The sequence below is a fragment of the Bradyrhizobium sp. C-145 genome, assembly GCF_023375135.1.
GTDB lineage: Bacteria > Pseudomonadota > Alphaproteobacteria > Rhizobiales > Xanthobacteraceae > Bradyrhizobium > Bradyrhizobium zhanjiangense.
On record NZ_CP088150.1, the window covers coordinates 2718751 to 2740545 of the forward strand.

Annotated in this window: 19 protein-coding genes; 9 read left to right on the top strand and 10 right to left on the bottom strand. The window is 64.1% G+C overall.

Annotated elements, in window-relative coordinates:
• Positions 1-79: 79 nt before the first annotated feature.
• Together LRP30_RS12540 and LRP30_RS12545 are read right to left on the bottom strand one after the other, a co-directional pair.
• The gene (locus LRP30_RS12540; protein ID WP_249760508.1) at positions 80-1594 is read right to left on the bottom strand and encodes an acetyl-CoA acetyltransferase; all 1515 of its coding nucleotides are present in this window, start codon (positions 1592-1594) and stop codon (positions 80-82) included.
• A gap of 187 nt (positions 1595-1781) precedes the next feature.
• Positions 1782-2915 carry a nitronate monooxygenase gene (locus tag LRP30_RS12545; RefSeq protein ID WP_249760509.1) on the bottom strand — a complete coding sequence of 378 codons (1134 nt, stop codon included), beginning with the start codon at positions 2913-2915 and terminating at the stop codon, positions 1782-1784.
• 269 nt (positions 2916-3184) lie between these two features.
• On the opposite strand from LRP30_RS12545, the gene yghU reads away from it, so the two are divergent.
• Entirely contained in the window at positions 3185-4057 is an 873-nt protein-coding gene (gene yghU, locus LRP30_RS12550; protein WP_249760510.1) for a glutathione-dependent disulfide-bond oxidoreductase, read from the top strand.
• A 112-nt stretch (positions 4058-4169) separates the two neighbouring features.
• On the opposite strand, the gene LRP30_RS12555 is transcribed toward yghU, so the two are convergent.
• From LRP30_RS12555 to LRP30_RS12565, 3 genes are all read right to left on the bottom strand, one after another.
• A complete protein-coding gene (locus LRP30_RS12555; protein WP_176945975.1) occupies positions 4170-5447 on the bottom strand; it encodes an acyl-CoA dehydrogenase family protein in 1278 nt (425 codons plus the stop codon).
• 298 nt (positions 5448-5745) lie between these two features.
• Positions 5746-6126: a VOC family protein gene (locus LRP30_RS12560; protein ID WP_128935056.1), complete on the bottom strand. Its 381-nt coding sequence runs from the start codon at positions 6124-6126 to the stop codon at positions 5746-5748.
• A 131-nt stretch (positions 6127-6257) separates the two neighbouring features.
• On the bottom strand, positions 6258-7037 hold the full coding sequence (locus LRP30_RS12565) for an SDR family oxidoreductase (protein ID WP_249760511.1): 780 nt from the start codon (positions 7035-7037) through the stop codon (positions 6258-6260).
• A gap of 167 nt (positions 7038-7204) precedes the next feature.
• Between LRP30_RS12565 and LRP30_RS12570 the strand changes: the two genes are divergently transcribed.
• From LRP30_RS12570 to LRP30_RS12580, 3 genes are read left to right on the top strand one after another with little or no spacing between them, the layout of a single operon-like run.
• Positions 7205-7993 carry an enoyl-CoA hydratase/isomerase gene (locus LRP30_RS12570; RefSeq protein ID WP_128935054.1) on the top strand — a complete coding sequence of 263 codons (789 nt, stop codon included), beginning with the start codon at positions 7205-7207 and terminating at the stop codon, positions 7991-7993.
• Complete coding sequence (locus LRP30_RS12575; RefSeq protein WP_249760512.1) at positions 7990-8976, top strand: phosphotransferase family protein; 987 nt, start codon at positions 7990-7992, stop codon at positions 8974-8976. The genes LRP30_RS12570 and LRP30_RS12575 overlap by 4 nt, the downstream gene beginning before the upstream one ends.
• Before the next feature lie 2 nt (positions 8977-8978).
• Complete coding sequence (locus LRP30_RS12580; RefSeq protein WP_249760513.1) at positions 8979-9356, top strand: DUF6285 domain-containing protein; 378 nt, start codon at positions 8979-8981, stop codon at positions 9354-9356.
• 334 nt (positions 9357-9690) lie between these two features.
• Here the strand turns inward: LRP30_RS12580 and LRP30_RS12585 are convergent, their stop codons facing one another.
• Positions 9691-10470 carry an enoyl-CoA hydratase-related protein gene (locus tag LRP30_RS12585; RefSeq protein WP_249760514.1) on the bottom strand — a complete coding sequence of 260 codons (780 nt, stop codon included), beginning with the start codon at positions 10468-10470 and terminating at the stop codon, positions 9691-9693.
• 211 nt (positions 10471-10681) lie between these two features.
• Here LRP30_RS12585 and LRP30_RS12590 point away from each other — a divergent pair, with 211 nt between their 5' ends.
• Positions 10682-11956 (top strand): acyl-CoA dehydrogenase family protein, encoded by a 1275-nt coding sequence (locus tag LRP30_RS12590; RefSeq protein WP_249760515.1) that lies wholly within the window; start codon positions 10682-10684, stop codon positions 11954-11956.
• A gap of 87 nt (positions 11957-12043) precedes the next feature.
• Here the strand turns inward: LRP30_RS12590 and LRP30_RS12595 are convergent, their stop codons facing one another.
• Both LRP30_RS12595 and LRP30_RS12600 read right to left on the bottom strand, forming a co-directional pair.
• Positions 12044-13621, bottom strand: coding sequence for a fatty acid--CoA ligase (locus tag LRP30_RS12595; protein ID WP_249760516.1), 1578 nt, complete (start codon positions 13619-13621; stop codon positions 12044-12046).
• Between the two features lie 224 nt (positions 13622-13845).
• A complete protein-coding gene (locus LRP30_RS12600) occupies positions 13846-14718 on the bottom strand; it encodes an SDR family oxidoreductase (protein WP_128942983.1) in 873 nt (290 codons plus the stop codon).
• Between the two features lie 105 nt (positions 14719-14823).
• Here LRP30_RS12600 and LRP30_RS12605 point away from each other — a divergent pair, with 105 nt between their 5' ends.
• From LRP30_RS12605 to LRP30_RS12615, 3 genes are all read left to right on the top strand, one after another.
• Entirely contained in the window at positions 14824-15633 is an 810-nt protein-coding gene (locus LRP30_RS12605; RefSeq protein WP_249760517.1) for a crotonase/enoyl-CoA hydratase family protein, read from the top strand.
• A gap of 162 nt (positions 15634-15795) precedes the next feature.
• Positions 15796-17340, top strand: a complete 1545-nt coding sequence (locus LRP30_RS12610; protein WP_249760518.1) for an acyl-CoA synthetase — start codon at positions 15796-15798, stop codon at positions 17338-17340.
• 241 nt (positions 17341-17581) lie between these two features.
• Complete coding sequence (locus tag LRP30_RS12615; RefSeq protein ID WP_249760519.1) at positions 17582-17986, top strand: YccF domain-containing protein; 405 nt, start codon at positions 17582-17584, stop codon at positions 17984-17986.
• Between the two features lie 815 nt (positions 17987-18801).
• Here the strand turns inward: LRP30_RS12615 and LRP30_RS12620 are convergent.
• On the bottom strand, positions 18802-20001 hold the full coding sequence (locus tag LRP30_RS12620; RefSeq protein ID WP_249757957.1) for an IS91 family transposase: 1200 nt from the start codon (positions 19999-20001) through the stop codon (positions 18802-18804).
• Positions 20002-20011: 10 nt separating this feature from the next.
• Complete coding sequence (locus LRP30_RS12625; RefSeq protein WP_249757956.1) at positions 20012-20887, bottom strand: site-specific integrase; 876 nt, start codon at positions 20885-20887, stop codon at positions 20012-20014.
• 422 nt (positions 20888-21309) lie between these two features.
• Between LRP30_RS12625 and LRP30_RS12630 the strand changes: the two genes are divergently transcribed.
• On the top strand, positions 21310-21669 hold the full coding sequence (locus LRP30_RS12630; RefSeq protein ID WP_245473265.1) for a hypothetical protein: 360 nt from the start codon (positions 21310-21312) through the stop codon (positions 21667-21669).
• The last annotated feature ends 126 nt before the right edge of the window (positions 21670-21795 follow it).

A 21795-nucleotide genomic window follows, 5' to 3' on the forward strand; every position in this document is an offset into this window, starting at 1 on the left:
AGGCGCTCTTGCGCCGTGCCCACCATTATGTCCGCCATCGTGGCAAGATGGTGGGCACGCTTCGCTTACTCTACGAGAGCTACGCCACCCGCCACTCCGGCACGCCATCGGCAGCCATCGCGATCTCGCCGCGTGAGCCTACCGGCGTGCGATCCATGTTGAGCAGATGCGCCAGCGTCGCGCTGTCGCTCGCCGGAATCCGCGCGAGCGTGCGCCGGTCGTCTTCCGTGCGCAGCATCACCACGCCGTGCTCGACGTCGCCGCCGCGGCCGTAGAGCACGGTAAAGCTCTCGACCTTGCCTTTGCCAGTTGCTTCCGTGACGAACTCCGGCACCGTGCGTTTGTTGCGGTCCGCCACCGCCTGCACGCTCGTCTCCTGCACCAGCGCCTCGTGCGGCGGCGTCTTCGACACCACCAGCGCATGATGCTTGGTGACGAAGCCGCCCTGGCCGTAGAGCAGGCCGAGCCTGGCGCCGTCGCGCACGCGGCGGACCATCGCGCAGGCCGCGTGCGTCATGTAGGTGTTGAGCGGGGCGCCGAAGAAGGTGAGGCCGCCGGTCACGGTCGGCTGCACGTTGGCGCCCAGGCCCAGCGTCCGCCGCGCCATCTTGGGCACGCACGGAAAGCAGCTGTAGAGCTCGATGGCGTCGAACTGTTTGCCGTCGCCGCCGGCGAGGTCCATCACGGCCTTCAGCACCGCGTTCTGCGGGTGGCTCTCGTAGAACTGGTCGCGCAGGAGATAGTCGCGCGGCTCCTCCGCCGAGGCGCCGCCGAGCGGATAGACCAGTCTGTCCTCGGCGATCCCGGCGGCCCGCGCCTTGGCGAGGCTCGTGAGCAGCAGCGCGCCGCCCATGTTGACGCTGGGATTGGCGACCATGAGCTTGTTGTAGGGCCACGCGATCAGGCGGTTGTTGGCGGTCGGTGTCGTGATCTCCTCAGGCGCATAGCGCCGCTTCAGCCAGGCATTTGGGTTTTGCGCGGCAGCTTCCGAATAGCGCGACCACAGCGTGCCGGATTCCGCCATCGCCTCGCGCGGCGTCTGGCCCCAATGCGCGGAGGAGGCCGCCTCATAGAACGGATAGACGGTGACGGGGCGGAACACGCCGAGCTTCACAGCGAGCGGCTTCTGGAACGCCGCGCCGCGCTTGGGCTCCTCGACGTCGTGCGCGAACGGCGTCCACGGTAGCTTGACGCCGGCGCGCTCTGCCTTGGTCGCGGTCGACTGCGCCTCGGCGCCGCAGATGGCCGCCACGGCGCATTCGCCGCGCGCGATGCGCTTTGCAGCTTCGTGGATGTAGCGGATCGGGCTCTCGCCACCGACCGGGCCGTAGTAGCAATGCGACGGCGAGATGCCGAGCCGTTGCGCCAAAAGCTTCTCCGGATCGCGATAGCGCCAGCTCAGGAAGTTGACGACGTCGAGCGATTGCACCTCGCCGAGCAGCTTTGCGCCGGCGTCTGCTTCCGCGCGGCGCAGGGCCTGTTCCAGGAGATCGAGCGGCTCGAGGCCATCCGTGATCTCCTTGGGACGGTCGACGATCTCGCCGATGCCGACGATAACGGGGATGCGGTCTGCGGGGATAGAGGAGTTGTCCATTTTCTTCTTGCTTCACGTTTCAGATCTTGGGCACGCCGTCGCCCTTCGAGGGCCGCTGAAGAAGCGGCCACCTCAGGATGACGGCTACGGGGGAAGCGTCATCCTGAGGTGCGAGGCTGACGGCGCAACGCGCCGTCGGGCGAGCCATCGAAGGATGGGCCACGGGCGCTAGTGCGGCCACACACCATTACTCCGCCACCAGCGCATTCATGTGCTCGACGGCTTCGGCGAACTCTTCCTTGAACTCCTGCACCACGGCGCCGGCCGATTTCACGCTGTCGATCAGCCCGACGCCCTGGCCGACGAAATAGCTGACGAGATCGCGCGCCTTGGCGTTGCCGCTCGCCGCCGCGCGGTCGATCGAGTTGAAAGCGTCGCGGCTGATGATGCTCTGGAGCGGCATCGGCAGCGCGCCCGGGCTGTCTGGCGCCCGGTCCCAGGCATCGGTCCAGACCGAGCGAAGCTGCCGTGCCGGCTTGCCGGTCCGGCCCTTCGAGCGCACCGCGTCGCGCGAGGACGCCGCGATCATCTTCTCGCGAAAAATCTCCGTAGTCTCGGCCTCGACGGTGGCGAGCCACACCGAGCCGGTCCAGGCGCCGGCCGCGCCCATCGCCATGCAGGCCGCCATCTGCCGTCCGGTCATGATGCCACCGGCCGCCAGCACCGGCACGTCGCGGATCGGCCTAATCGCCTTGATCACCTCCGGCACCAGCACCATGGTCGAGACCTCGCCGCAATGGCCACCGGCCTCGGTGCCCTGCACGACGAGGATGTCGACGCCGGCCGCGACCTGGCGCAGTGCGTGCTCCTTGGCGCCGACAAGCGCGGCAACGGGCACGCCATGCTTTTTGCCCATCTCGATCATCGCCTTCGGCGGCACGCCCAGCGCATTTGCGATTAAGCGGATTGGATGATTGAAGGAGACCTCGAGCAATTGAAGTGCGGTCTTCCCGTCGAACGGTTGCGGCTGATTGTCTGCCACTTCAGTGGCGGTCAGCTCGATATCGTATTTCTTCAGAAGATCGCGTGTGTAGTTGCGGTGCTCTTGCGGCACGCGCGCCTCCAGGCTCTTCCAGGTGACGTCCTTTTCGCCCGCGGTGGAGATGTTTTCGGGGATCAGCACGTCGATGCCGTAGGGCTTGCCGTCGACGTGATCGTCGATCCACTTCAGTTCGCGTTCGAGCGTATCCGGCGTGTGCACAGTGGCGCCCAGCACGCCGAAGCCGCCGGCGCGGCTGACGGCGGCAACGACATCGCGGCAATGGCTGAAGGCGAGCAGCGGGAACTCGATGCCCAGCATGTCGCAGATCGGCGATTTCATGGCTCTCTCCCGGCGGCGGGCCTTCGCTTGCTCTTGTTGCTTTCCTCGGGCGAAGGCATCCCGACGCTAGCCCATCACCACCGGCGATGCCACGCCGGATTCTGAGGCGCATCTTGCGTGCAGGCGCCATGTGCAGGACGGGTTGCAGGGACGAGTGCCATGACGAAATGGAGAGCGGCCCCGCCCTGCAATGCATGTCGGCGCCCTTGTCAATTTTACCGGTCTCGCTAGCTAACGTTGCACGCGCCCTTCCGCGCCGGAGCATTTTCATGACCGACACCCCCTACGTACCGCCCAAAGTCTGGACCTGGGACAAGGAAAATGGCGGGCAGTTCGCCAACATCAACCGCCCGATCGCCGGGCCCACCCACGACAAGGAGCTGCCGGTCGGCCGCCACCCGCTCCAGCTTTACTCGCTGGCGACGCCGAACGGGGTGAAGGTCACGGTGATGCTGGAGGAGCTTCTGGCGCTCGGCCATAAGGGCGCCGAATACGACGCCTGGCTGATCAGGATCGGCAACGGCGACCAGTTCGGCAGCGGCTTCGTCGACATCAATCCGAACTCCAAGATCCCGGCGCTGATGGACCGCTCCGGGCCCGAGCCGATCCGCGTGTTCGAGTCCGGCTCGATCCTGTTCTACCTCGCCGAGAAGTTCGGCGCCTTCCTGCCGAAGGACGTCAAGACCCGCACCGAGGCGATGTCGTGGCTGTTCTGGCAGATGGGCAGCGCGCCCTATCTCGGCGGCGGCTTCGGCCATTTCTACGCCTACGCGCCGACCAAGATCGAATACGCCATCGATCGCTTCGCAATGGAGACCAAGCGCCAGCTCGACGTGCTCGATCGGCGGCTCGCCGACAACGAATATCTCGCGGGCAGCGAGTACACCATCGCCGACATGGCGGTGTGGCCCTGGTACGGTGCGCTCGCCAAGGGGCTGGTTTATGGTGCCGGCGAATTCCTCTCGGTGCAGGACTACAAGAACGTGCAGCGCTGGACCGACCGGATCGCCAAGCGCCCGGCCGTGAAGCGCGGCCGCATGGTCAACCGCGTCTCCGGCGATCCCGCCAGCCAGCTCCACGAACGCCACGACGCGAGCGACTTCGAGACCAAGACGCAGGACAAGCTCGTGCCGGTGACGTAAGGCGGGTGAGGGGGAGTCTCCGCGAGTCCATCTGTCACCGTCCTTGTGGAGAGTCCCCCTCACCCTGACCCTCTCCCCGCAAGCGGGGAGAGGGGAAAGATAGAGCGGCGCCTCACGCCATGCTCAACTCGTGGCGCCCCACCACCATCCAGTGCACCTCGTCCGGACCGTCGGCGAAGCGCAGGTGACGGACGTCCTGGTACATCTCGGCCAGCGGGGTCCAGTGCGAGATGCCGGTGGCGCCGTGCATCTGGATCGCCTGGTCGATGATCTTGCAGGCGCGCTCCGGCACCATGGCCTTGACCATGGAGACCCAGACGCGGGCCTCCTTGTTGCCGAGCACATCCATCGCCTTCGCCGCCTTCAGCACCATCAGCCGCATCGCCTCGATCTCGCAGCGCGCCTGCGCGATGATCTGCATGTTGCCGCCGAGATGGGCGATCTTCTTGCCGAAGGCCTCGCGGGTGAGGCCACGCTGCACCATGAGGTCGAGCGCCTTCTCGGCCTTGCCAATGGTGCGCATGCAATGGTGGATGCGCCCCGGTCCGAGGCGGAGCTGCGAGATCTCGAAGCCGCGGCCCTCACCGAGCAGCATGTTCTCCTTGGGCACGCGGACGTTGTTGAAGCGCATATGCATGTGGCCGCGCGGCGCGTGGTCCTGGCCAAACACGTACATGGGGCCGAGCACCTCGACGCCGGGCGTGTCGCGCGGCACCAGGATCTGCGACTGCTGCTTGCTCGGCGCCGCATCCGGATTGGTCTTCACCATCACGATGAGGATCTTGCAGCGGGGATCGCCGAGACCTGAGATGTAGTACTTCTCGCCATTGATGACCCATTCGTCGCCGACGAGCTTGGCCGTCGTCGAGATGTTCTTGGCGTCGGAGGAGGCGACGTTCGGCTCGGTCATGACGTAGGCCGAGCGGATCTCGCCGTTGAGCAGCGGCTTTAGCCACTTCTCCTTCTGCTCCTTGGTGCCGACGCGCTCCAGCACCTCCATGTTGCCGGTGTCGGGCGCCGAGCAATTCATGGTCTCCGAAGCCAGCGGGCTCTTGCCGAGCTCGGCCGCGATATAGGCGTAGTCGAGATTCTTCAGGCCCTGGCCGGTCTCGTCGTCGGGCAGGAAGAAGTTCCAGAGGCCTTCCTGCTTGGCCTTGTTCTTGGCCTTCTCCAGCACCTCGAGCTGCTTCGGGGTAAAGCTCCAGCGATCCTCCTTGCTCTCGCCAGCCTTGGCAAACTCGATCGACATCGGCTCGACGGTGTCGCGGATGAACTTCTTGACGTGATCATAGAGCGGCCGGACCTGGTCCGACATCCTGAGGTCGTTGAGCTCGTCGCCGGGATTGAGAGTGTAGTTGGTGGTGCGGGGAATGTAGGTGTGTTTTGTCATTGTTCCTCCCGGATCGTTGAGACTGCTGAGCCGGAGAATAGTCGCAGCGCTGCCAAAGTGCGAGCACGCATTTTTCACGCGCGCCATGCCATGCGATGGAATTTTGCGCGGGCGTTTGAAATGTTGTTTGAATGGTGCTGGGCGAGAGGCGGCAGGCGCGCGCCTCACTCTCCGCTGTCATCGTCCGGCGAAGACCGGGCGATCCAGTATTCCAGAGACCGCAGTGATTGAATCGAGAAGCCGCGGCGTACTGGATTCCCCGCTTTCGCGGGGAATGACAGCGGTGGATGTAGCTAGCTCACGCCGGCAGCCGATGCATCGCGCAGATCTTGTTGCCGTCGAGATCACGCAAATAGGCGAGGTAGAGCTTGCCGCCGGGGCCCTGGCGGATGCCAGGCGGATCCTCGATCGATTTTGCACCGGCGGCGACTCCGGCCGCGTGCCAAGCCTCGACCTGCTCCGGCGAATTGCAAGCAAAGCCGATCGTGCCGCCATTCGCGCAGGTCGCCGGTTCGCCGTTGATCGGCTTCGACACCGAGAACACACCGGTCTTGGTGATGTAGAAGATGCGATGGCCGTCGACCCTGGCCGGCCGTACCTCAAGCGTGCCGAGCAGCTTGTCGTAGAACGCCTTGGCCTTGTCCAAGTCGTTGGTGCCGATCATGACGTGCGAGAACATTTGCCCATTCCCTTCTGCGCTGACAAAACGAGAAGCCGTAGGGTGGGCAAAGCGCAGCGTGCCCACCACGACATTGGAAGATGCCTATGGTGGGCACGGCGCAAGAGCGCCTTTGCCCACCCTACAAAAAATCAGAACGCCGTATAGCCGCCGTCGATCACGAACGTATCGGCGGTGTGATACGACGACGCCTTGCTCATCAGATACACGGCAATGCCGCCGAAATCGGATGCCTCGCCGAAGCGGCGCACCGGAATGCGCGGCATCACATTGGCGACGAATTTGTCGTTCGCCATGATGCCGGCAGTCATGTCGCTCTTGATCCAGCCTGGCAGGATCGCGTTCGCGGTGACCCCGTAACGCGCCAGCTCAACGCCGAGCGCGCGCACCAGCGCGTTGATGGCGGCCTTGGTCGCCGCATAGTGCTCGTTGCGCGCGGTGCCGAAGATCGAGGCGAGGCTCGAGGTGGCAACCAACCGGCCGAAGGGATCGCCGGCATTGGCGCGTTCGGTCATGTGCTTCGCCGCGGCCTGGAACGCATGAAACACGCCGTCGAGATTGGTCGAAAACATCGTGCGCCATTCCTCCTCGGTGCGCTCGATGAAGGAGCGCCGGCCGCCGCCGCCGATGCCGGCATTGGCAAAGCAGCCGTCGACCCTGCCGAACGTGTCGAGCGTCGCCTTCATCGCGGCATTGACCGAGGCCGGATCGGTGACGTCGCAGACGCGGGTGTCGACCTTGCCGGCAAGGCCGGCCAGGCTCGCGGCAGCGCTTCTGTTCTTGTCAGGATTGCGGCCCCAGATCGAGACGTTGCAGCCCTGGCCGGCGAGCGCCTGCGCGATGCCGAGCCCGATGCCGCCATTGCCGCCGGTGATCACGGCGACGCGGCCGGTGAGGTCGAAAAGGTTCATGGCGCGTTTCCCATATTTGGCATGGCGCGCGTCAGCCGCTGCGCACAAGATTGCTTGCTATGTCCCGATCACCATGGACAAGGCCGCGACAAAAATCAAATATGCGCCCCGGCAAAACAAATTCCGGTCTGCGAAACTGACCCAGGCCGGCAACTGACGAGGAAACCATGCAGTTCAAACACGTCACGCTCGATTTCGATGGCGCGGTCGCGATCCTCAAGCTCGACCATCAGGAGGTGATGAACGCGGTCTCCTTGGACATGCTGGGCGGTCTTGCCGAAGCACTTGATACCATCGAGGAGAAGAGGGACGAGGTGCGCTGCGTCGTGCTGACCGGCGCGGGGCGGGCGTTCTGCACCGGCGCGAATCTCCAGGGCCGCAACAATCAGTCGAAGAAGACCAAGGCCGGCCTGACGCTCGAGACCGGTTTTCATCCCTTCCTGCGCCGCATCCGCAACCTGCATTGCCCCATCATCACCGCCGTCAACGGCCCGGCTGCGGGCGCCGGCATGAGCTTCGCGCTGCTCGGCGACATGATCCTGTGTGCGCGCTCGTCGTATTTCCTGCAAGCCTTCCGCCGCATCGGTCTCGTGCCCGATTGCGGCTCGACCTGGCTACTGCCGCGCCTCATCGGCCGGGCGCGCTCGATCGAATTGTCGCTGATGGGCGAGCGGCTGCCGGCCGAGAAGGCGCTGGAATGGGGCCTCGTCAACCGCGTCTACGATGACGGCGTGCTGATGGAGGAAGCGATGAAGCTCGCGCGCGAGCTCGCCAGCGGCCCGACGGTCGCGCTGTCGCTGATCCGCAAGCTCTATTGGGACAGCCCTGAAAACTCGTTCGAGGATCAGCTCAATCTCGAATTCCAGTGCCAGCTCCGCGCCGGCGACACCCAGGATTTTCGCGAGGGCGTCGGCGCGTTCCTGGAGAAGCGGCCCGCGCAGTTCAAAGGCAAATGATCGAGGCGGAGCTTTCACGCAGCGTCCAGCGCTGGTGCCCGGGCGCGACCGGCGTCACCGGCGCGGCAAAGCTCTCGGGCGGCGCCAGCCAGGAAACCTGGCGCTTCGACGTCGTGCATCCCGATGGTCCGATCGGCGCGATCCTGCGCCGCTCGCCGAAGGGCTATGGCGCTGCGCCAACGCGTGCGGCCGGCCTTGGCGCTGAAGCGCAGCTGATGCAGCTCGCCTATGAGGCCGGCGTGCCATCGCCGCGGGTGATGCATGTGCTCACGCCGGAGGACGATCTCGGCACCGGCTTCATCATGCAGCGGGTCGAGGGCGAGACCATCGCCCGCAAGATCCTTCGCGATGACGAGTTCGCAGCTGCACGGCCGCTGCTGGCGCGGCAGATCGGCGGCGTGCTCGCCGGCCTGCACAAGCTGCCGCTGGACAAGCTGCCCGAGCTGCGCCGCATGACCGCGGCGAAGGAGATCGGCGAGTTCGAGCACGACTATCGCAGCCTGAACTGGCCAAAGCCCGTGTTCGAGCTGGCGCTGCGCTGGCTGCGCGATCACGATCCCGGCCCCTCGGCCGTGGAGACGCTGGTGCATGGCGATTTCCGCAACGGCAATCTCATCATCGGCGCCGACGGTGTCCGTGCGGTCCTCGATTGGGAACTCGCCCATCTCGGCGATCCCATGGAGGATCTCGGCTGGGTCTGCGTCAACTCCTGGCGCTTTGGCGAGATCGACAAGCCGGTCGGCGGCTTTGGCTCGCGTGAGGAGCTGTTCGCAGGTTATGAGGCCGCCGGCCGCAAGGTCGATCCGGCGCGCGTGAAATTCTGGGAAGTGATGGGGACGCTACGCTGGGGCATCATGTGCGGCGGCATGATGCAGCGGTTCCGCGAGGGGCCCGACCATTCCATGGAGCGCGCCATGATCGGCCGCCGCGCCTCCGAGACCGAGATCGATCTGTTGCGGCTGCTCGCGCCGCGCGGGAGTTGACCATGCAGGACGAACCCACACCGATCGAGCTGACCAAGTCAGTCGCAGATTTCTTGCGCAACGACATCACGCCGCTGATCTCCGGCCACCAGGCCTTCAAGCTGCGCGTCGCCATCAACATCCTCGACCTCGTCACGCGGCAGCTGACACGGGAGGAGGAGAGCGATGCAAGGGAGGTGGAGCGGCTGCGCGCGCTGCTGGGCGTGGACGGCTCGGTCGCCGAGCTCAATCAAGCGCTCGCCGATCGCATCGCCAAAGGCGAGGTCGATCTCGCAACGCCGGGCCTTGCCGAGCACCTCTGGGCGACCACGATGGACAAGCTCGCAGTCGATCAGCCGAATTACGCGTCCTACAAGCGAGAGCTGCCGCGAGGCGGGTAGGCGTAGCCACCTGCTCCGTCATTGCGAGGAGCTCGCGACAAAATTGCGGAGCAATTTGCGCTGATGCGACGAAGCAATCCAGACTGCTTCCGCGGAAAGATTCTGGATTGCTTCGCGGAGCCTGTCATCGGGCCGCGCTTCCCGCGGCGCTGGCTCGCAATGACGAGTTTGTGGTACTCGTCATCCAAGCTCTCAGCTGTCATCGCCCGCGCAGGCGGGCGATCCAGTATTCGAGAGACGGCAGTGACATACGGAGAAGCGACGGCGTACTGGATGCCCCGGTCAAGCCGGGGCATGACACCGGTGATGTTAGGGCGCGCGGCGCCGAGCGCGGTCACTTCCCCACCCATTTTGGCGGCCGCTTTTCCGCGAACGCCTTCGGGCCCTCGATGTAATCCCGCGACGCCGCCATCGCCTTCACCGCCGGATACTCGCGCTGCTCCTCGATCGCCTGCTCCAGGGAGACGCCAAGCCCCTTCTGGATCGCCTGCTTCGAGGCTCGGATCGACATCGGCGAGTTCTTGGTGATCATGTCAGCCCAGCGCAGCGCGGCGTTGAGTGCTTCGCCTTGCGGCACCACCTCGTTGACGAAGCCGAGCTCGAGGCCTTCCTTGGCGCTGACATGGCGTGCGGTGAGGATCATGCCCATGGCGCGCTTGAGCCCGATCTGCCGCGGCAGCCGGTGCAGGCCGCCGGCGAGTGCGGCTAGGCCGACGCGCGGCTCGGGCAGAGCGAAGGTCGCGGTCTCCGAGGCGATAATGAGGTCGCAGGCCAGCGCGATCTCGAAGCCGCCGCCCATCGCGACGCCATTCACCGCTGCGATGATTGGCTTGTCGCAGTCGAACCGCGAGGTCAGGCCGCCAAAGCCGCCTTTGTCCCAGCCGCGCTTGCCGCCCGCCGCCTGCCACTTCAGATCGTTGCCGGCGCAAAACGCTTTGTCGCCGCTACCCGTGACGATCGCGATCCATTGCTCGGGATCGGCGGAGAAGTCGTCGAACACCTTGTTGAGCTCGAAATGCGCATCGGTGTGCAGCGCGTTGTAGACCTCGGGGCGCGACAGCGTGACGATCGTGATCGGGCCCTTGCGTTCCACCTTCGAAAATTTCAGCTCCATGATCGCTCCCGCATTTTCTCGTGAAGGAATATTGCCGGCATAGTAGCGCGCGGGTGCGTCTGAACACCATCGAATTGCGCAAGCGCGCCTTGCGCGCCTCACACGTCTCGGCTTGCTTGACTTGGATGCGCTCTTCTCCGCTTAATCATGCGAAGCAAGAATGCGCGTAGCGCCTTAACGCAAAACGAAAAATCATTCCGGGAGAGAACCCTTGGATTTCTCATTGCCTGCCGATCTCGTCGCCTATCTCGGAGAGCTCGACCGTTTCATCGAACGCGAGATCAAGCCGCTGGAAGAAGCCGACGACAACATCCGCTTCTTCGATCACCGCCGCGAATGGGCGCGCACCGATTTCGAGAATGGCGGCCTGCCACGCCACGAATGGGAAGCGTTGCTGCGCAAGGCCAAGGACCTTGCGGACGCCGCCGGCCATCTGCGGTTTCCGGTGCCGAAGCAATATGGCGGCAAGGACGGCTCCAATCTCTGGATGGCCGTGATCCGCGAGCACTTTGCCGCAAAGGGTCTCGGCCTGCACAACGACCTCCAGAACGAGCACTCCATCGTCGGCAATTTCCCCGTCGTTACCATGCTCGACCGCTACGGCCGCGACGACCAGAAGGCGATGATCGACGGCTCGATCAAAGGCAAGTACCGCATCACCTTTGGCTTGACCGAGCCGCATCACGGCTCGGACGCGACCCACATGGAGACGCGTGCGGTGCCGGCGACCCGCGATAATGTCAAGGGCTGGATCATCAACGGCGAGAAGATGTGGACCACCGGCATGCACGTTGCCACGCACTGCGCGCTGTTCGCGCGCACCAGCGGCAATGACGGCGACGCCCGCGGCATCACCTGCTTCCTGGTGCCGGCCAAGAGTCCCGGTGTCAAGGTCGAGGAGTACATGTGGACCTTCAACATGCCGACCGACCACCCGCGCGTCAGCTTCACCGACGTGTTCGTGCCGGAGGATGCGCTGTTCGGCGAGGTCGGCCGCGGCCTGTCGCTGGCGCAATGCTTCGTGCACCAGAACCGTATCCGGCAGGCCGCGAGCTCGCTGGGAGCTGCGGTTTACTGCATCAACGAGAGCGTGAAGTACGCGCGCGAGCGAAAGCCGTTCGGGAAGGCACTTGCCGAGAACCAGGCGATCCAGTTCCCGCTGGTCGAGCTGGCGACACAGGCCGAGATGCTGCGTCTTCTGATCCGCAAGACCGCCTGGGAGATGGACCAGCTCACCGAGGAGCAGATCGAGCGCACGCTCTCCGATCGCGTCTCGATGTGCAACTACTGGGCAAACCGCCTCTGCTGCGAATCCGCCGACCGCGCTATGCAGGTCCACGGCGGCATGGGCTACTCACGCCACAAGCCGTTCGAGCACATCTACCGCCACCACCGGCGTTATAGGATCACCGAGGGCAGCGAGGAGATCCAGATGCGGAAAGTGGCGGGGTTTTTGTTCAGCTATATGGGGCCGGGGAAACATTAGCCGTCATTGCGAGCGGAGCGAAGCAATCCAGGAATGTCGCCGTGGCGGGATGCTGGATTGTTCATCGCTTCGGTTTCGCAATGACGATCAATTCACCCTTCGGTCCTTCCCCGCCCAATACGGCTCGCGCAATTGCCGCCGCAAGATCTTGCCTGATGGATTGCGGGGCAGCGCCGGCAGGAACTCCACGCTCTTCGGCGTCTTGTAGCCGGCGATGCGCTCGCGGGTGAAGTTGATGATGTCGGTGGCACTCGCCTGCTTGCCCGGCTTCATCACCACGACGGCCTTCACCGCCTCGCCCCATTTGTCGTCGGGCACGCCGATCACGGCAGCTTCCGCGACATCGGGATGATCGCACAACGCACTCTCGACCTCGGCGGGGTAGATGTTCTCGCCGCCGGAGATGATCATGTCCTTGATGCGGTCGTGGATGTAGAGATAGCCGTCCTCGTCCATGTAGCCGGCATCGCCGGTGCGCAGCCAGCCGTCCGAGCGCAGCGTCGCGGCGGTCGCCTCGGGCAGGTTCCAATAGCCGGCCATGTTCGAGCCGGAGCGCGTCGCGATCTCGCCGACCTCACGCGGCGGCAGTGGCTTGCCGTCCACGTCCAGGATCGCGATCTCGACGCCCGGCAGTGCCTTGCCGGCCGAACGCATCCGCTCCAGACCCTCGACGTGGTCTTCCGGCGGCAGGGCGACGATCGTGCCCGTGGTCTCGGTCATGCCGTATAGCTGCACGAAGCCGCACTTGAAAACCTCGATGCACTCCTTCAGCAGCGCCGCTGGTATCGGCGAGGCGCCATAGAGCATGTATTTCAGGCGCGAGAAATCGACCGTCCTGGCGCGTGGCTGCCGCACCACGAACTGCATCGCCGCCGGCACCATGAACAGCTTTGTGATCCCCGACTGCTCGAAGAAATCCAGCACTTTTGTCGGATCGAACTCGCGCGCGATCACGCCGCGGGCGCCGTGATAGAGCCCCATCACGCCCCAGCCCGAACCGCCGATGTGGAAGACCGGCATCGCCACCAGCGAGACATCGTCGGTTGACCACCGGTTCCACTCCGGCTTGTCTTCGGCATTGCCTGACTGCACCAGGTTGAGGAAGTTTGCGTGCGACAGCATCGCGCCCTTCGGCTTGCCCGTCGTGCCCGACGTGTAGAGCTGGATCGCGATGTCGCGGGTAGCGATCGGCACCTTCGGGTCCTCACCGCTCTGCGCATCGCGCCAGGCCGCAAAATCCGGCCATTCCGGCGCGCCGCCCTCGGTGGTGATGATTGTCCGTACGCTCGGTAGCTTGTCCTTGATCTGGCGGACGAGCGTGATGAACTCCGGCCCGACGAACAGCACCGGCGCCTTGCAGTCCTCCACGATGAATGCGACCTCGGGTCCCGCGAGCCGCCAATTCACCGGCGCCGTCACCACGCCGGCCTTCATCGCGCCCATCAACAGCTCGAAATAGAAGTCGCTGTTCTTGCCGAGATAGGCGATGCGGTCGCCTTTCTTCACGCCCATGGCAATCAGTGCGTTGGCGACTTGGTTCGTCTTGATATCGAACTCTGCAAAGCTGATGAGGCGGCCCTCGAACTCGTAGGCGATGGCGTTGCCGCGGCTTGTCGCGCGCTCGCGCACCATGTCGGCGAGATTGGCCAATGGCTGTGTGGTCATGTTTCTCCCGTCGCGTCTTGTTTTTATGCGGGGAAGTGTGGCGTCATCCGCGGGTGAAGACAAGGTGGGGGAGGGAGAGTGCGCAACTCTCTCAACGCCGTCGTCCCGGCGACGGCCGGGACCCATAACCACTGAACGCAATTTGACGAAGACTGGTCGTGACCAATCTTCGCCAAACAAAATTCAGTGCGTATGGGGCCCGGCCTTCGCCGGGACGACGATAACTACCCCCGCTTCGCCCGGTCCTTCTCGTTCTGCGCCATGATGCTCTCGCGTGCGGCTTTCCAGTCGTCGTCGCTCCAGTCGCGGAGCTGATAGAAATTGCCGCCCATCGCGAGCGCCTGCGCGCCGTCCATGGCGATGGTCTCGCCGTTGATCCAGTCGCAGCCGCCGGAGATCAGGAACACCGCAAGGTTCTGCAGTTCCTCCATGGTGCCGACGCGGCCCATCGGGTTCATCGCCTTGGTGCGTGCGCCGGCTTCATCACCGGGCTTGATCCGCTTGCTCATGCCTTCGGTCGGGATTTCGCCCGGCGCGATGGTGTTGAGGCGGATGCCGTAGCGGCCCCATTCGGTGGCGAGCGACATCGTCATGGCGTGGATTGCCGACTTGCTCATCGCCGATGGCACCACGTAAGGAGAGCCGTTGCGCACCCAGGTCACGGTGATCGAGACGACGTTGCCGGGCTGCTTCAAGGCGATCCAGCGCTTGCCGATCGCATGGGTGACGTAGAACGTGCCGTGCATGACGATGTTGGCGACCGCATCGAAGCCGCGCGGCGACAGTTCCTCGCTGCGCGAGATGAAATTGCCGGCGGCATTGTTGATGAGGTCGGTGAGGGGACCGTCGCGAAAGATGGTCTCGATCATCTCCTCGACCGCGAGCGCGTTGCGGATATCGACGCCGTGGCTGGTGACGCGGCCGCCATAGAGATCCATCAATTCGGTCGCGGTCTCGTCGCAGACGATCTTGCGCCGGCCGCAGATGTGCACCTCGGCGCCGAGCTGGAGGAACCGCGCCGCCATCGACTTGCCGAGCCCAGTGCCGCCGCCGGTGACGAGAATGCGCCGTCCGGCCAGAAGATTTTCCTTGAACATGGCTGTTTCTCCCGTACGGATTGTCAGTTAATTGGTCGATTGACTAAATCTGGCCGCCGGCTTCCTGTAAAGCGGCACTGAACAAGAACAGGGGAGAATTCATCCATGGAAGAGCGCGTCTCGATCTCGATCTCGGAAGGCGTTGCCGACGTCCGGCTGGTGCGCGCGGACAAGATGAATGCGCTGGATCAGGCCATGTTCGAGGCCCTTGTCGCCGCAACCGAGCGTCTCTCGAAGGACAAGAGTGTGCGCGTCGTCGTGCTCTCAGGTGAAGGCCGCGCCTTCTGCGCCGGGCTCGACATGGGGCGTTTCGCTGCCATGAAGGAAAAAGGTGGCAACGGAATTCCGGGTGGCGAAAATCGTGATCTCACCAAGCGCACCCATGGCCAGGCGAACTTCCCGCAACAGGCGGTGTGGGGCTGGCGCCAGCTTCCGGTGCCGGTGATCGCGGCCGTGCACGGTGTCGCTTTCGGCGGCGGCTTCCAGCTCGCACTCGGCGCCGACATGCGCTTCCTCGCGGCGGATGCGCGGATGTCGGTGATGGAGATCAAATGGGGCCTCGTCCCTGATATGGCGGGCACGCCGATCCTGGCCTCGCTCGTGCGCGACGATATCTTGCGCGACCTCACCTATACCGGCCGCATCTTCTCGGCGCAGGAGGCGATGACCTACGGTCTCGCTACGCGCATCTGCGACGACCCGCGCGCTAGCGCCCTCGAAGTCGCGCGCGAGATCGCCGGCAAGAGTCCCGATGCGATCCGCGCCGCCAAGCGTTTGCTCAACAATCTCTCGGTCGATCCGGGCCCCGCGCTGCTCGCCGAATCCGTCGAGCAGCAGAAGCTGATCGGCAGCGCCAACCAGACCGAGGCGGTCCGCGCCAATCTGGAGAAGCGCGCGCCGAAATTTGCGGATTAGCAACTTGTCATTCCGGAATGCGCCGTAGACGCAGGCCCGGAATCCATCGAGCCGCATTTTTTGAGGTGAAATGGATTCCAGGCTCGATGCTTCGCATCGCCCCGGAGCGACGGGCTGGTGGTCTCCACATTTCTTAACCCGACGAAAGATCGGAAAACAAAAATGAGCGAAACGTCCCATTTCCTCGGCATCGTCTCCGGCGGCCGCCGTCGCCCCCACGCCGAAATCGCTGACCGTGCCGACCGCATCGCCTCCGGCCTCGCCAAGCTCGGCGTCAAGCCAGGCGATTGCGTCTGCATGCTGATGCGCAACGACATCGCCTTCCTGGAGGCCGCCTATGCCGCGATGCGGCTGGGCGCCTATGGCGTGCCGATCAACTGGCACTTCAAGCCGGAGGAGATCAATTACATCCTCGGAGATACCGGCACGTCCGTGCTGATCGGACATGCCGACATGCTGCACCCCTTGCGCGATGCGATCCCCAAAGGCGTCACCGTGCTCGGCGTGCCGACCCCGCGGGAGATCCTGTCCAGCTACAAGATCGATCCCCATCATCTGGCGACGCCGGACTTCGCAATCGATTTCGAGTCCTGGCTCGCGCAGCACCAGCCTTATGACGGCCCGGTCGTGCCGCAGCCGATGAACATGATCTACACCTCGGGCACCACAGGCCATCCCAAAGGCGTCCGCCGCAATGCGCCGACGCTGGAGCAGCTGGCCGCCGGCGAGCGCATGCGCGCGATGATCTACGGGCTCAAGCCCGGCGCCCGCGCGCTGCTGCCGGGCCCGCTCTATCATTCCGCGCCGAATTCTTTCGGCATCCGTGCCGGCAAGCTCGGCGGCGCGCTGGTGCTGATGCCGCGTTTCGAGGCGGAGGAGTTTTTGCAGCTGATCGAGCGCTACAAGGTCGACACCATCTTCATGGTGCCGACCATGTTCATCCGCCTGATGAAGCTGCCGGAGCAGGTGCGCAAGACGTACGACGTCTCTTCGCTGCGCCACGTCATCCACGCCGCCGCGCCATGTCCGGCCGACGTCAAGCGCGCCATGATCGAATGGTGGGGGCCGGTGATCTATGAATTCTACGGCTCGACCGAATCCGGCGCCGTCACCTTCGCGACCTCCGAGGACGCGCTGAAGAAGCCCGGCACGGTCGGCAAGATCTCGCCCGGCGCCGAGCTGCGCTTCCTCAGCGAGGACGGCCGCGTGCTCGGCGTCGGCGAGATCGGCGAGATCTATTCCCGCATGGCCGGGATGGCCGATTTCACCTATCACAACAAGCCGGAGAAGCGCGCCGAGATCGATCGCGACGGCTTCATCACCTCCGGCGACGTCGGTTATATCGATGAAGAGGGTTACGTTTTCATCTGTGACCGCAAGCGCGACATGGTGATCTCGGGCGGCGTCAACATCTACCCGGCCGAGATCGAATCCGTGCTGCATGCCGTGCCCGGCGTGCACGATTGCGCGGTGTTCGGCATCCCCGATGCCGAATTCGGCGAGGCGCTGATGGCGGTGATCGAGCCGCAGGCCGGCGTCGCGCTCGATGAAGCCTCCATACGCGCCAGCCTGAAAGCCCATCTCGCCGATTACAAGGTGCCAAAGCACATCGAGATCCGCACCGGGCTGCCGCGCGAAGACTCCGGAAAGATCTTCAAACGCCGCCTGCGCGATTCCTATTGGGAGCAGCTGGGACGGAAGATCTGACGATGCGTAGCCCGGTGAGTGCCGTAGGGTGAGCAAAGCGGAGCGTGCCCACCAGGACGGTCGCAGGTATTGATCGTGGGCACGGCGCAAACGCGCCTTTGCCCACCCTACGAGATAACGGATGGCGAAACAGCGCGACCCGAAATTCGAGGGGCGGTAGCCGGTTGCGCCGATCGGACAGTCTTAGCGGCGACAGATTTCGAGCCTATATAGACGTGGTCATCCACTTCCGGATCATCCCATGGCTCCCGTTTCCATCCTGCTCAACCTGCTCTGGATCCTGATCGGCGGCGCCTGGATGGCGTTCGGCTGGCTGATCGCTGCGATCATCATGGCCATCACCATCATCGGCCTGCCCTGGGCGCGGGCGGCGTTCAATATCGCGGTCTACACGCTGCTGCCGTTCGGCTCGAAGGCGGTCAGCCGCTACGATGTCACCGGTGTCGAGGATATCGGCACCGGCCCGCTCGGGGTGATCGGTAACATCATCTGGTTTGTGCTGGCCGGCTGGTGGCTGGCGCTCGGCCACCTCGTGACCGCGCTGGTGCTCGCCGTCACCATCATCGGCATCCCCTTCGCCTGGGCCCACCTGAAGCTCGCAGGCATCGCGCTCTGGCCGATCGGAAAGGTGATCGTGCCGGCTTAGGGCGCCTACCCGTCAATGTCGGCCTCTGGCGGCGCGCGGCTTGGCCATCATTGGCGGCTCATGACTACCGGAAATCATGCGTCTTGGACTAGTGACATCTCTGGTGTTGCAAATTATCCGGACCGCACCTGCCGCTCTTTTACAGTTGCGACTAGCCTAAATTGAGTTGGCGTTACGCCGACCTCCTCTTGGACTTCGCGTATCAGTGCCTCATCCAGGCTCTCGCCGTCCTCGACGCGCCCACCGATCGTATCCCAATGGCGTGGCCAGACCTTCTTCGAGGGGGCACGCAGACCGAGAAGAACCTTACCATCTGAGCTAATGAACAAGGCTCCAACAGTTCTGGCGATTTGATCTCGCATGCGAACCGCATCTCGCTGCTATCGGGTGGATGAAGCTAGATTAATAGAACCATTTCCAGCACGCGACGCAACCGTCGCTTGCGTCAATACGGGTCCGAATTACTTCCCGAATTGTGAAGGGTTTCGGATGCCGGCCCAATGATTGACGGTGCCGCGGGCTCCGAGGGTCGGCGTCCGAAAGCCTCCAAGGGAGGAAACCGCGGGAGGGGATACGTTGGTGGTGCGGCGTGCGCTATGGGGATTTGAGCGCCGCGGGCGGAGCGTGCGATTGGGATCGAGCCGACGCAGCAAGCTGGCTGACGATGCCGCGGCTGATGGAAGAGCGACAGATTGCGTCGAACGCAGCAAATTGTCGGGCGATTTTAGACGACAGCTTTACATCTGAGTGCACTCTGCCGTGGCCGGTCGAGAGCCGGCGCGTGTAACGAGCAGATTTGTAGGACTTTGACGCGGTCATGAGGTGTCGATCCTGATGACGCTCTGAGGACCTGTTGGCTGGTACCGTGACGTTGCACCGCGCGCGAAGACCTCGATGACGATCATGCGACCGCCGCAGCACGGACAGCTCGGCTTGCTGGGATCGATGGCGGCAGCGGTGGGCTCATCTTGAGGTTTTGCAACGGCGAGCAGCTCACGGGCGCGGGCGATGTTATCGGCGCAAGCGCCTTTGGCGAACAGGCCGTAGTGGCGGATGCGGTGGAAGCCGCGTGGCAGCACGTGGATGAGGAAGCGGCGGATGAACTCGAAGGTCCCGAGCGTCATCTGCTTGTAGCGATCACGGCCCTCGATGCGATAGTCCTTCCACTTGAAGGTGACGCCACGCTGGTCGCAGGCAATCAGGCGGCTGTTGGCGATGGCAACACGGTGGGTGTAGCGCGACAGATAGGCCAGCACTGCCTCGGGACCGCCGAACGGCCGCTTGGCGTAGACGACCCACTCGGCCTTGCGCAGCGGGGTGAGGTAAGCTGCGAAGGATTGCGCCTCGGCGAGGTGGGCGTAATCGCCGAAGAAGCTGAGGCGGCCGGCTTGGTGGGCAGCGACGAGCTTCTCCAGGAACACGCGCCGGAACAGGCGGGAGAGTACGCGCACCGGCAGCAAGAAGCCCGGCCGGCACGATATCCAGCGCTTATTGTCCAGCGAGATGCCGCCGCCCGGCACGATCATGTGCACATGCGGGTGATGGGTGAGCGCCGAGCCCCAGGTGTGCAGCACGGAGGTAATGCCGATCCTGGCCCCCAAATGCTTCGGATCGGCGGCGATCGTCAGCATGGTCTCGGCCGAGACCTTGAACAAGAGGTCGTAGAGGACGGTCTTGTTCTGGTAAGCGATGTCGGCGATGGCCGCCGGCAGCGTGAACACCACATGATAGTACGGCACCGGCAGCAGCTCGGCCGCGCGGTCGGCAAGCCATTCCTTCGCGGCGGCGCCCTGGCACTTCGGGCAGTGCCGGTTGCGGCAGGAGTTGTAGGCGATGGTCGTATAGGCGCAGTCCTCACAGCGCGCGACATGGCCGCCGAGGGCTGCCGTGCGGCAGCGCTCGATCGCCGACATCACCTTGAGCTGGTGGAGGCTGACATGGCCGGCATGGGCCTTGCGCCATGCCGGGCCATGGTCGCGGAAGATATCCGCAACCTCCAAAGCCGGGCGCGACACCGCTTTGGCGTCAGCCGGGCGGCCGGATCTCCTTGAGTTTGAGCGCGATGTGCTCCAGCGGGCTCATGACCTCGCTGATCGTCTTGGTCGCGACGCGGGTATACAGCGCCGTGGTGTCGAGCTTGGCATGACCGAGCAGCACCTGGATCACGCGGACATCGATGTTCTGCTCCAGGAGGTGGGTAGCGAAGCTGTGCCGCAAGGTGTGCAGCGAGACGCGCTTGTTGATCTCCGCCATTTGCGCAGCGGCGTGACAGGCGCGATTGAGCTGGCGCGTGGTCATCGGCTGCGCCGGATCGCGTCCCGGGAACAGCCAACCCTGCGGACGCGCCGCCTTCCACCAGGCCCGCAGCAGGTCCAGCAGGCTCGGCGATAGCATGACGTGACGGTCCTTGCCGCCCTTGCCCTGCTCGACGCGGATGATCATGCGCTTGCTGTCGATATCGGAGACCTTGAGCGAGACCACTTCAGTGGCGCGCAGGCCAGCGCCGTAGGCCACGCTCAAGGCCGCCTTGTACTTCAGCCCCGGCGCGGCATCGAGCAGCCGCGCCACTTCCTCGACGCTGAGCACCACCGGCAGCTTGCGCGGCTCGTGAATGACATGGGTGTGTTCGACGATCTCGTGGCGCTTGAGCGTGACCCGAAAGAAGAACCGCAGCGTCGAGACGGTCTGGTTGATGGTCGGCACGCCAACGCCGCTTGCCGTCAGATGTAGCTGATAGCGGCGCACGTCCTCGAAGGTCGCCGTATCCGGCGAGCGCCCGAGAAACGCGGCGAAGTTCTTGATTCTTTGCACGTAGTCATGTTGGGTCTTCGGCGCGAGCTTGCGGATCGTCATGTCCTCGATCATGCGCCGGCGCAACGGGCTCATTGCCTCGTCGGTCATGGGGATGCTCCTGTCTTGGATGAAGGTTGCGAACCCCTCATCTCAAGACAGGACGCCCCGTCGCGCTATCGTCTTGGCTGTGTCGCCAGCCCCGGGGTCCTACCGCGCGAGCGGTTTAGTCCCATGGCCCATCGCTGACCTCCGCTCGCGCCTACCGAATTGTCCGCAAGTGGGCACAAAGCCGACCTCTAGCGCTCAGCTCGTAGTATGGCTAGAGCGCCAGCGAAACCCATCAACCCCTCCGCCTGTGACGCAGCCTGATGGGTTTCGTAAGGGCTCAACCCATCCTCCGTGCTAGATTTGCTCAGGTTGAGTTCTTCGCATTCGGACCCGTAGCCGACATCACTTCTCCGGCCCCCGGCGAGCCGCATTGAACTCGCCAGCTTCGCTCGCCATGTGTGGGAGACAGCTTGGAGCAGACAATGAAGAAGCTTTTCACCTGTGTGGCGATCCTGGGCTGCCTGGTCGCCTTCCACTCCGTCGCGCAAGCCCGCTCTGCATTCGACGGCTCCTGGGGCCTCGTTTTCGTGACGCAAAGAGGACCTTGCGATGCGACCTATAATTTCACGGTCAACATCACCAACGGAATAGTGACACATCCGAATTTAGTCAGGTTCAGAGGCTATGTGGCGCGTTCCGGCGCAGTTCGGGCGTCCGTGACAGTTCAGGACAAATTCGCCTCCGGCTCAGGGAGGCTCTCCAGCAATTTTGGCCGCGGGACGTGGAGCGGCCATTCAGGAAACGCGCGCTGTTCAGGCTACTGGACCGCACAGCGCAATTGAGGGCGCTGAGCCAAGGCCAGAGGTCGCCCGCAGGGAGCAGAGCTCGCAGGATGGGTAGAAGCGAAACCCATCAATTCCCGCCTATATCAATTCCCGCCTATGATGCAGCATGATGGGTTTCGCAAG

Bases quoted from the DNA above. Each gene is read 5' to 3' on its own strand.
- LRP30_RS12540 (WP_249760508.1), bottom strand. From the start codon at position 1,594: ATGGACAACTCCTCTATCCCCGCAGACCGCATCCCCGTTATCGTCGGC.
- LRP30_RS12545 (WP_249760509.1), bottom strand. From the start codon at position 2,915: ATGAAATCGCCGATCTGCGACATGCTGGGCATCGAGTTCCCGCTGCTC.
- yghU (WP_249760510.1), top strand. From the start codon at position 3,185: ATGACCGACACCCCCTACGTACCGCCCAAAGTCTGGACCTGGGACAAG.
- LRP30_RS12555 (WP_176945975.1), bottom strand. From the start codon at position 5,447: ATGACAAAACACACCTACATTCCCCGCACCACCAACTACACTCTCAAT.
- LRP30_RS12560 (WP_128935056.1), bottom strand. From the start codon at position 6,126: ATGTTCTCGCACGTCATGATCGGCACCAACGACTTGGACAAGGCCAAG.
- LRP30_RS12565 (WP_249760511.1), bottom strand. From the start codon at position 7,037: ATGAACCTTTTCGACCTCACCGGCCGCGTCGCCGTGATCACCGGCGGC.
- LRP30_RS12570 (WP_128935054.1), top strand. From the start codon at position 7,205: ATGCAGTTCAAACACGTCACGCTCGATTTCGATGGCGCGGTCGCGATC.
- LRP30_RS12575 (WP_249760512.1), top strand. From the start codon at position 7,990: ATGATCGAGGCGGAGCTTTCACGCAGCGTCCAGCGCTGGTGCCCGGGC.
- LRP30_RS12580 (WP_249760513.1), top strand. From the start codon at position 8,979: ATGCAGGACGAACCCACACCGATCGAGCTGACCAAGTCAGTCGCAGAT.
- LRP30_RS12585 (WP_249760514.1), bottom strand. From the start codon at position 10,470: ATGGAGCTGAAATTTTCGAAGGTGGAACGCAAGGGCCCGATCACGATC.
- LRP30_RS12595 (WP_249760516.1), bottom strand. From the start codon at position 13,621: ATGACCACACAGCCATTGGCCAATCTCGCCGACATGGTGCGCGAGCGC.
- LRP30_RS12600 (WP_128942983.1), bottom strand. From the start codon at position 14,718: ATGTTCAAGGAAAATCTTCTGGCCGGACGGCGCATTCTCGTCACCGGC.
- LRP30_RS12605 (WP_249760517.1), top strand. From the start codon at position 14,824: ATGGAAGAGCGCGTCTCGATCTCGATCTCGGAAGGCGTTGCCGACGTC.
- LRP30_RS12610 (WP_249760518.1), top strand. From the start codon at position 15,796: ATGAGCGAAACGTCCCATTTCCTCGGCATCGTCTCCGGCGGCCGCCGT.
- LRP30_RS12615 (WP_249760519.1), top strand. From the start codon at position 17,582: ATGGCTCCCGTTTCCATCCTGCTCAACCTGCTCTGGATCCTGATCGGC.
- LRP30_RS12625 (WP_249757956.1), bottom strand. From the start codon at position 20,887: ATGACCGACGAGGCAATGAGCCCGTTGCGCCGGCGCATGATCGAGGAC.
- LRP30_RS12630 (WP_245473265.1), top strand. From the start codon at position 21,310: ATGAAGAAGCTTTTCACCTGTGTGGCGATCCTGGGCTGCCTGGTCGCC.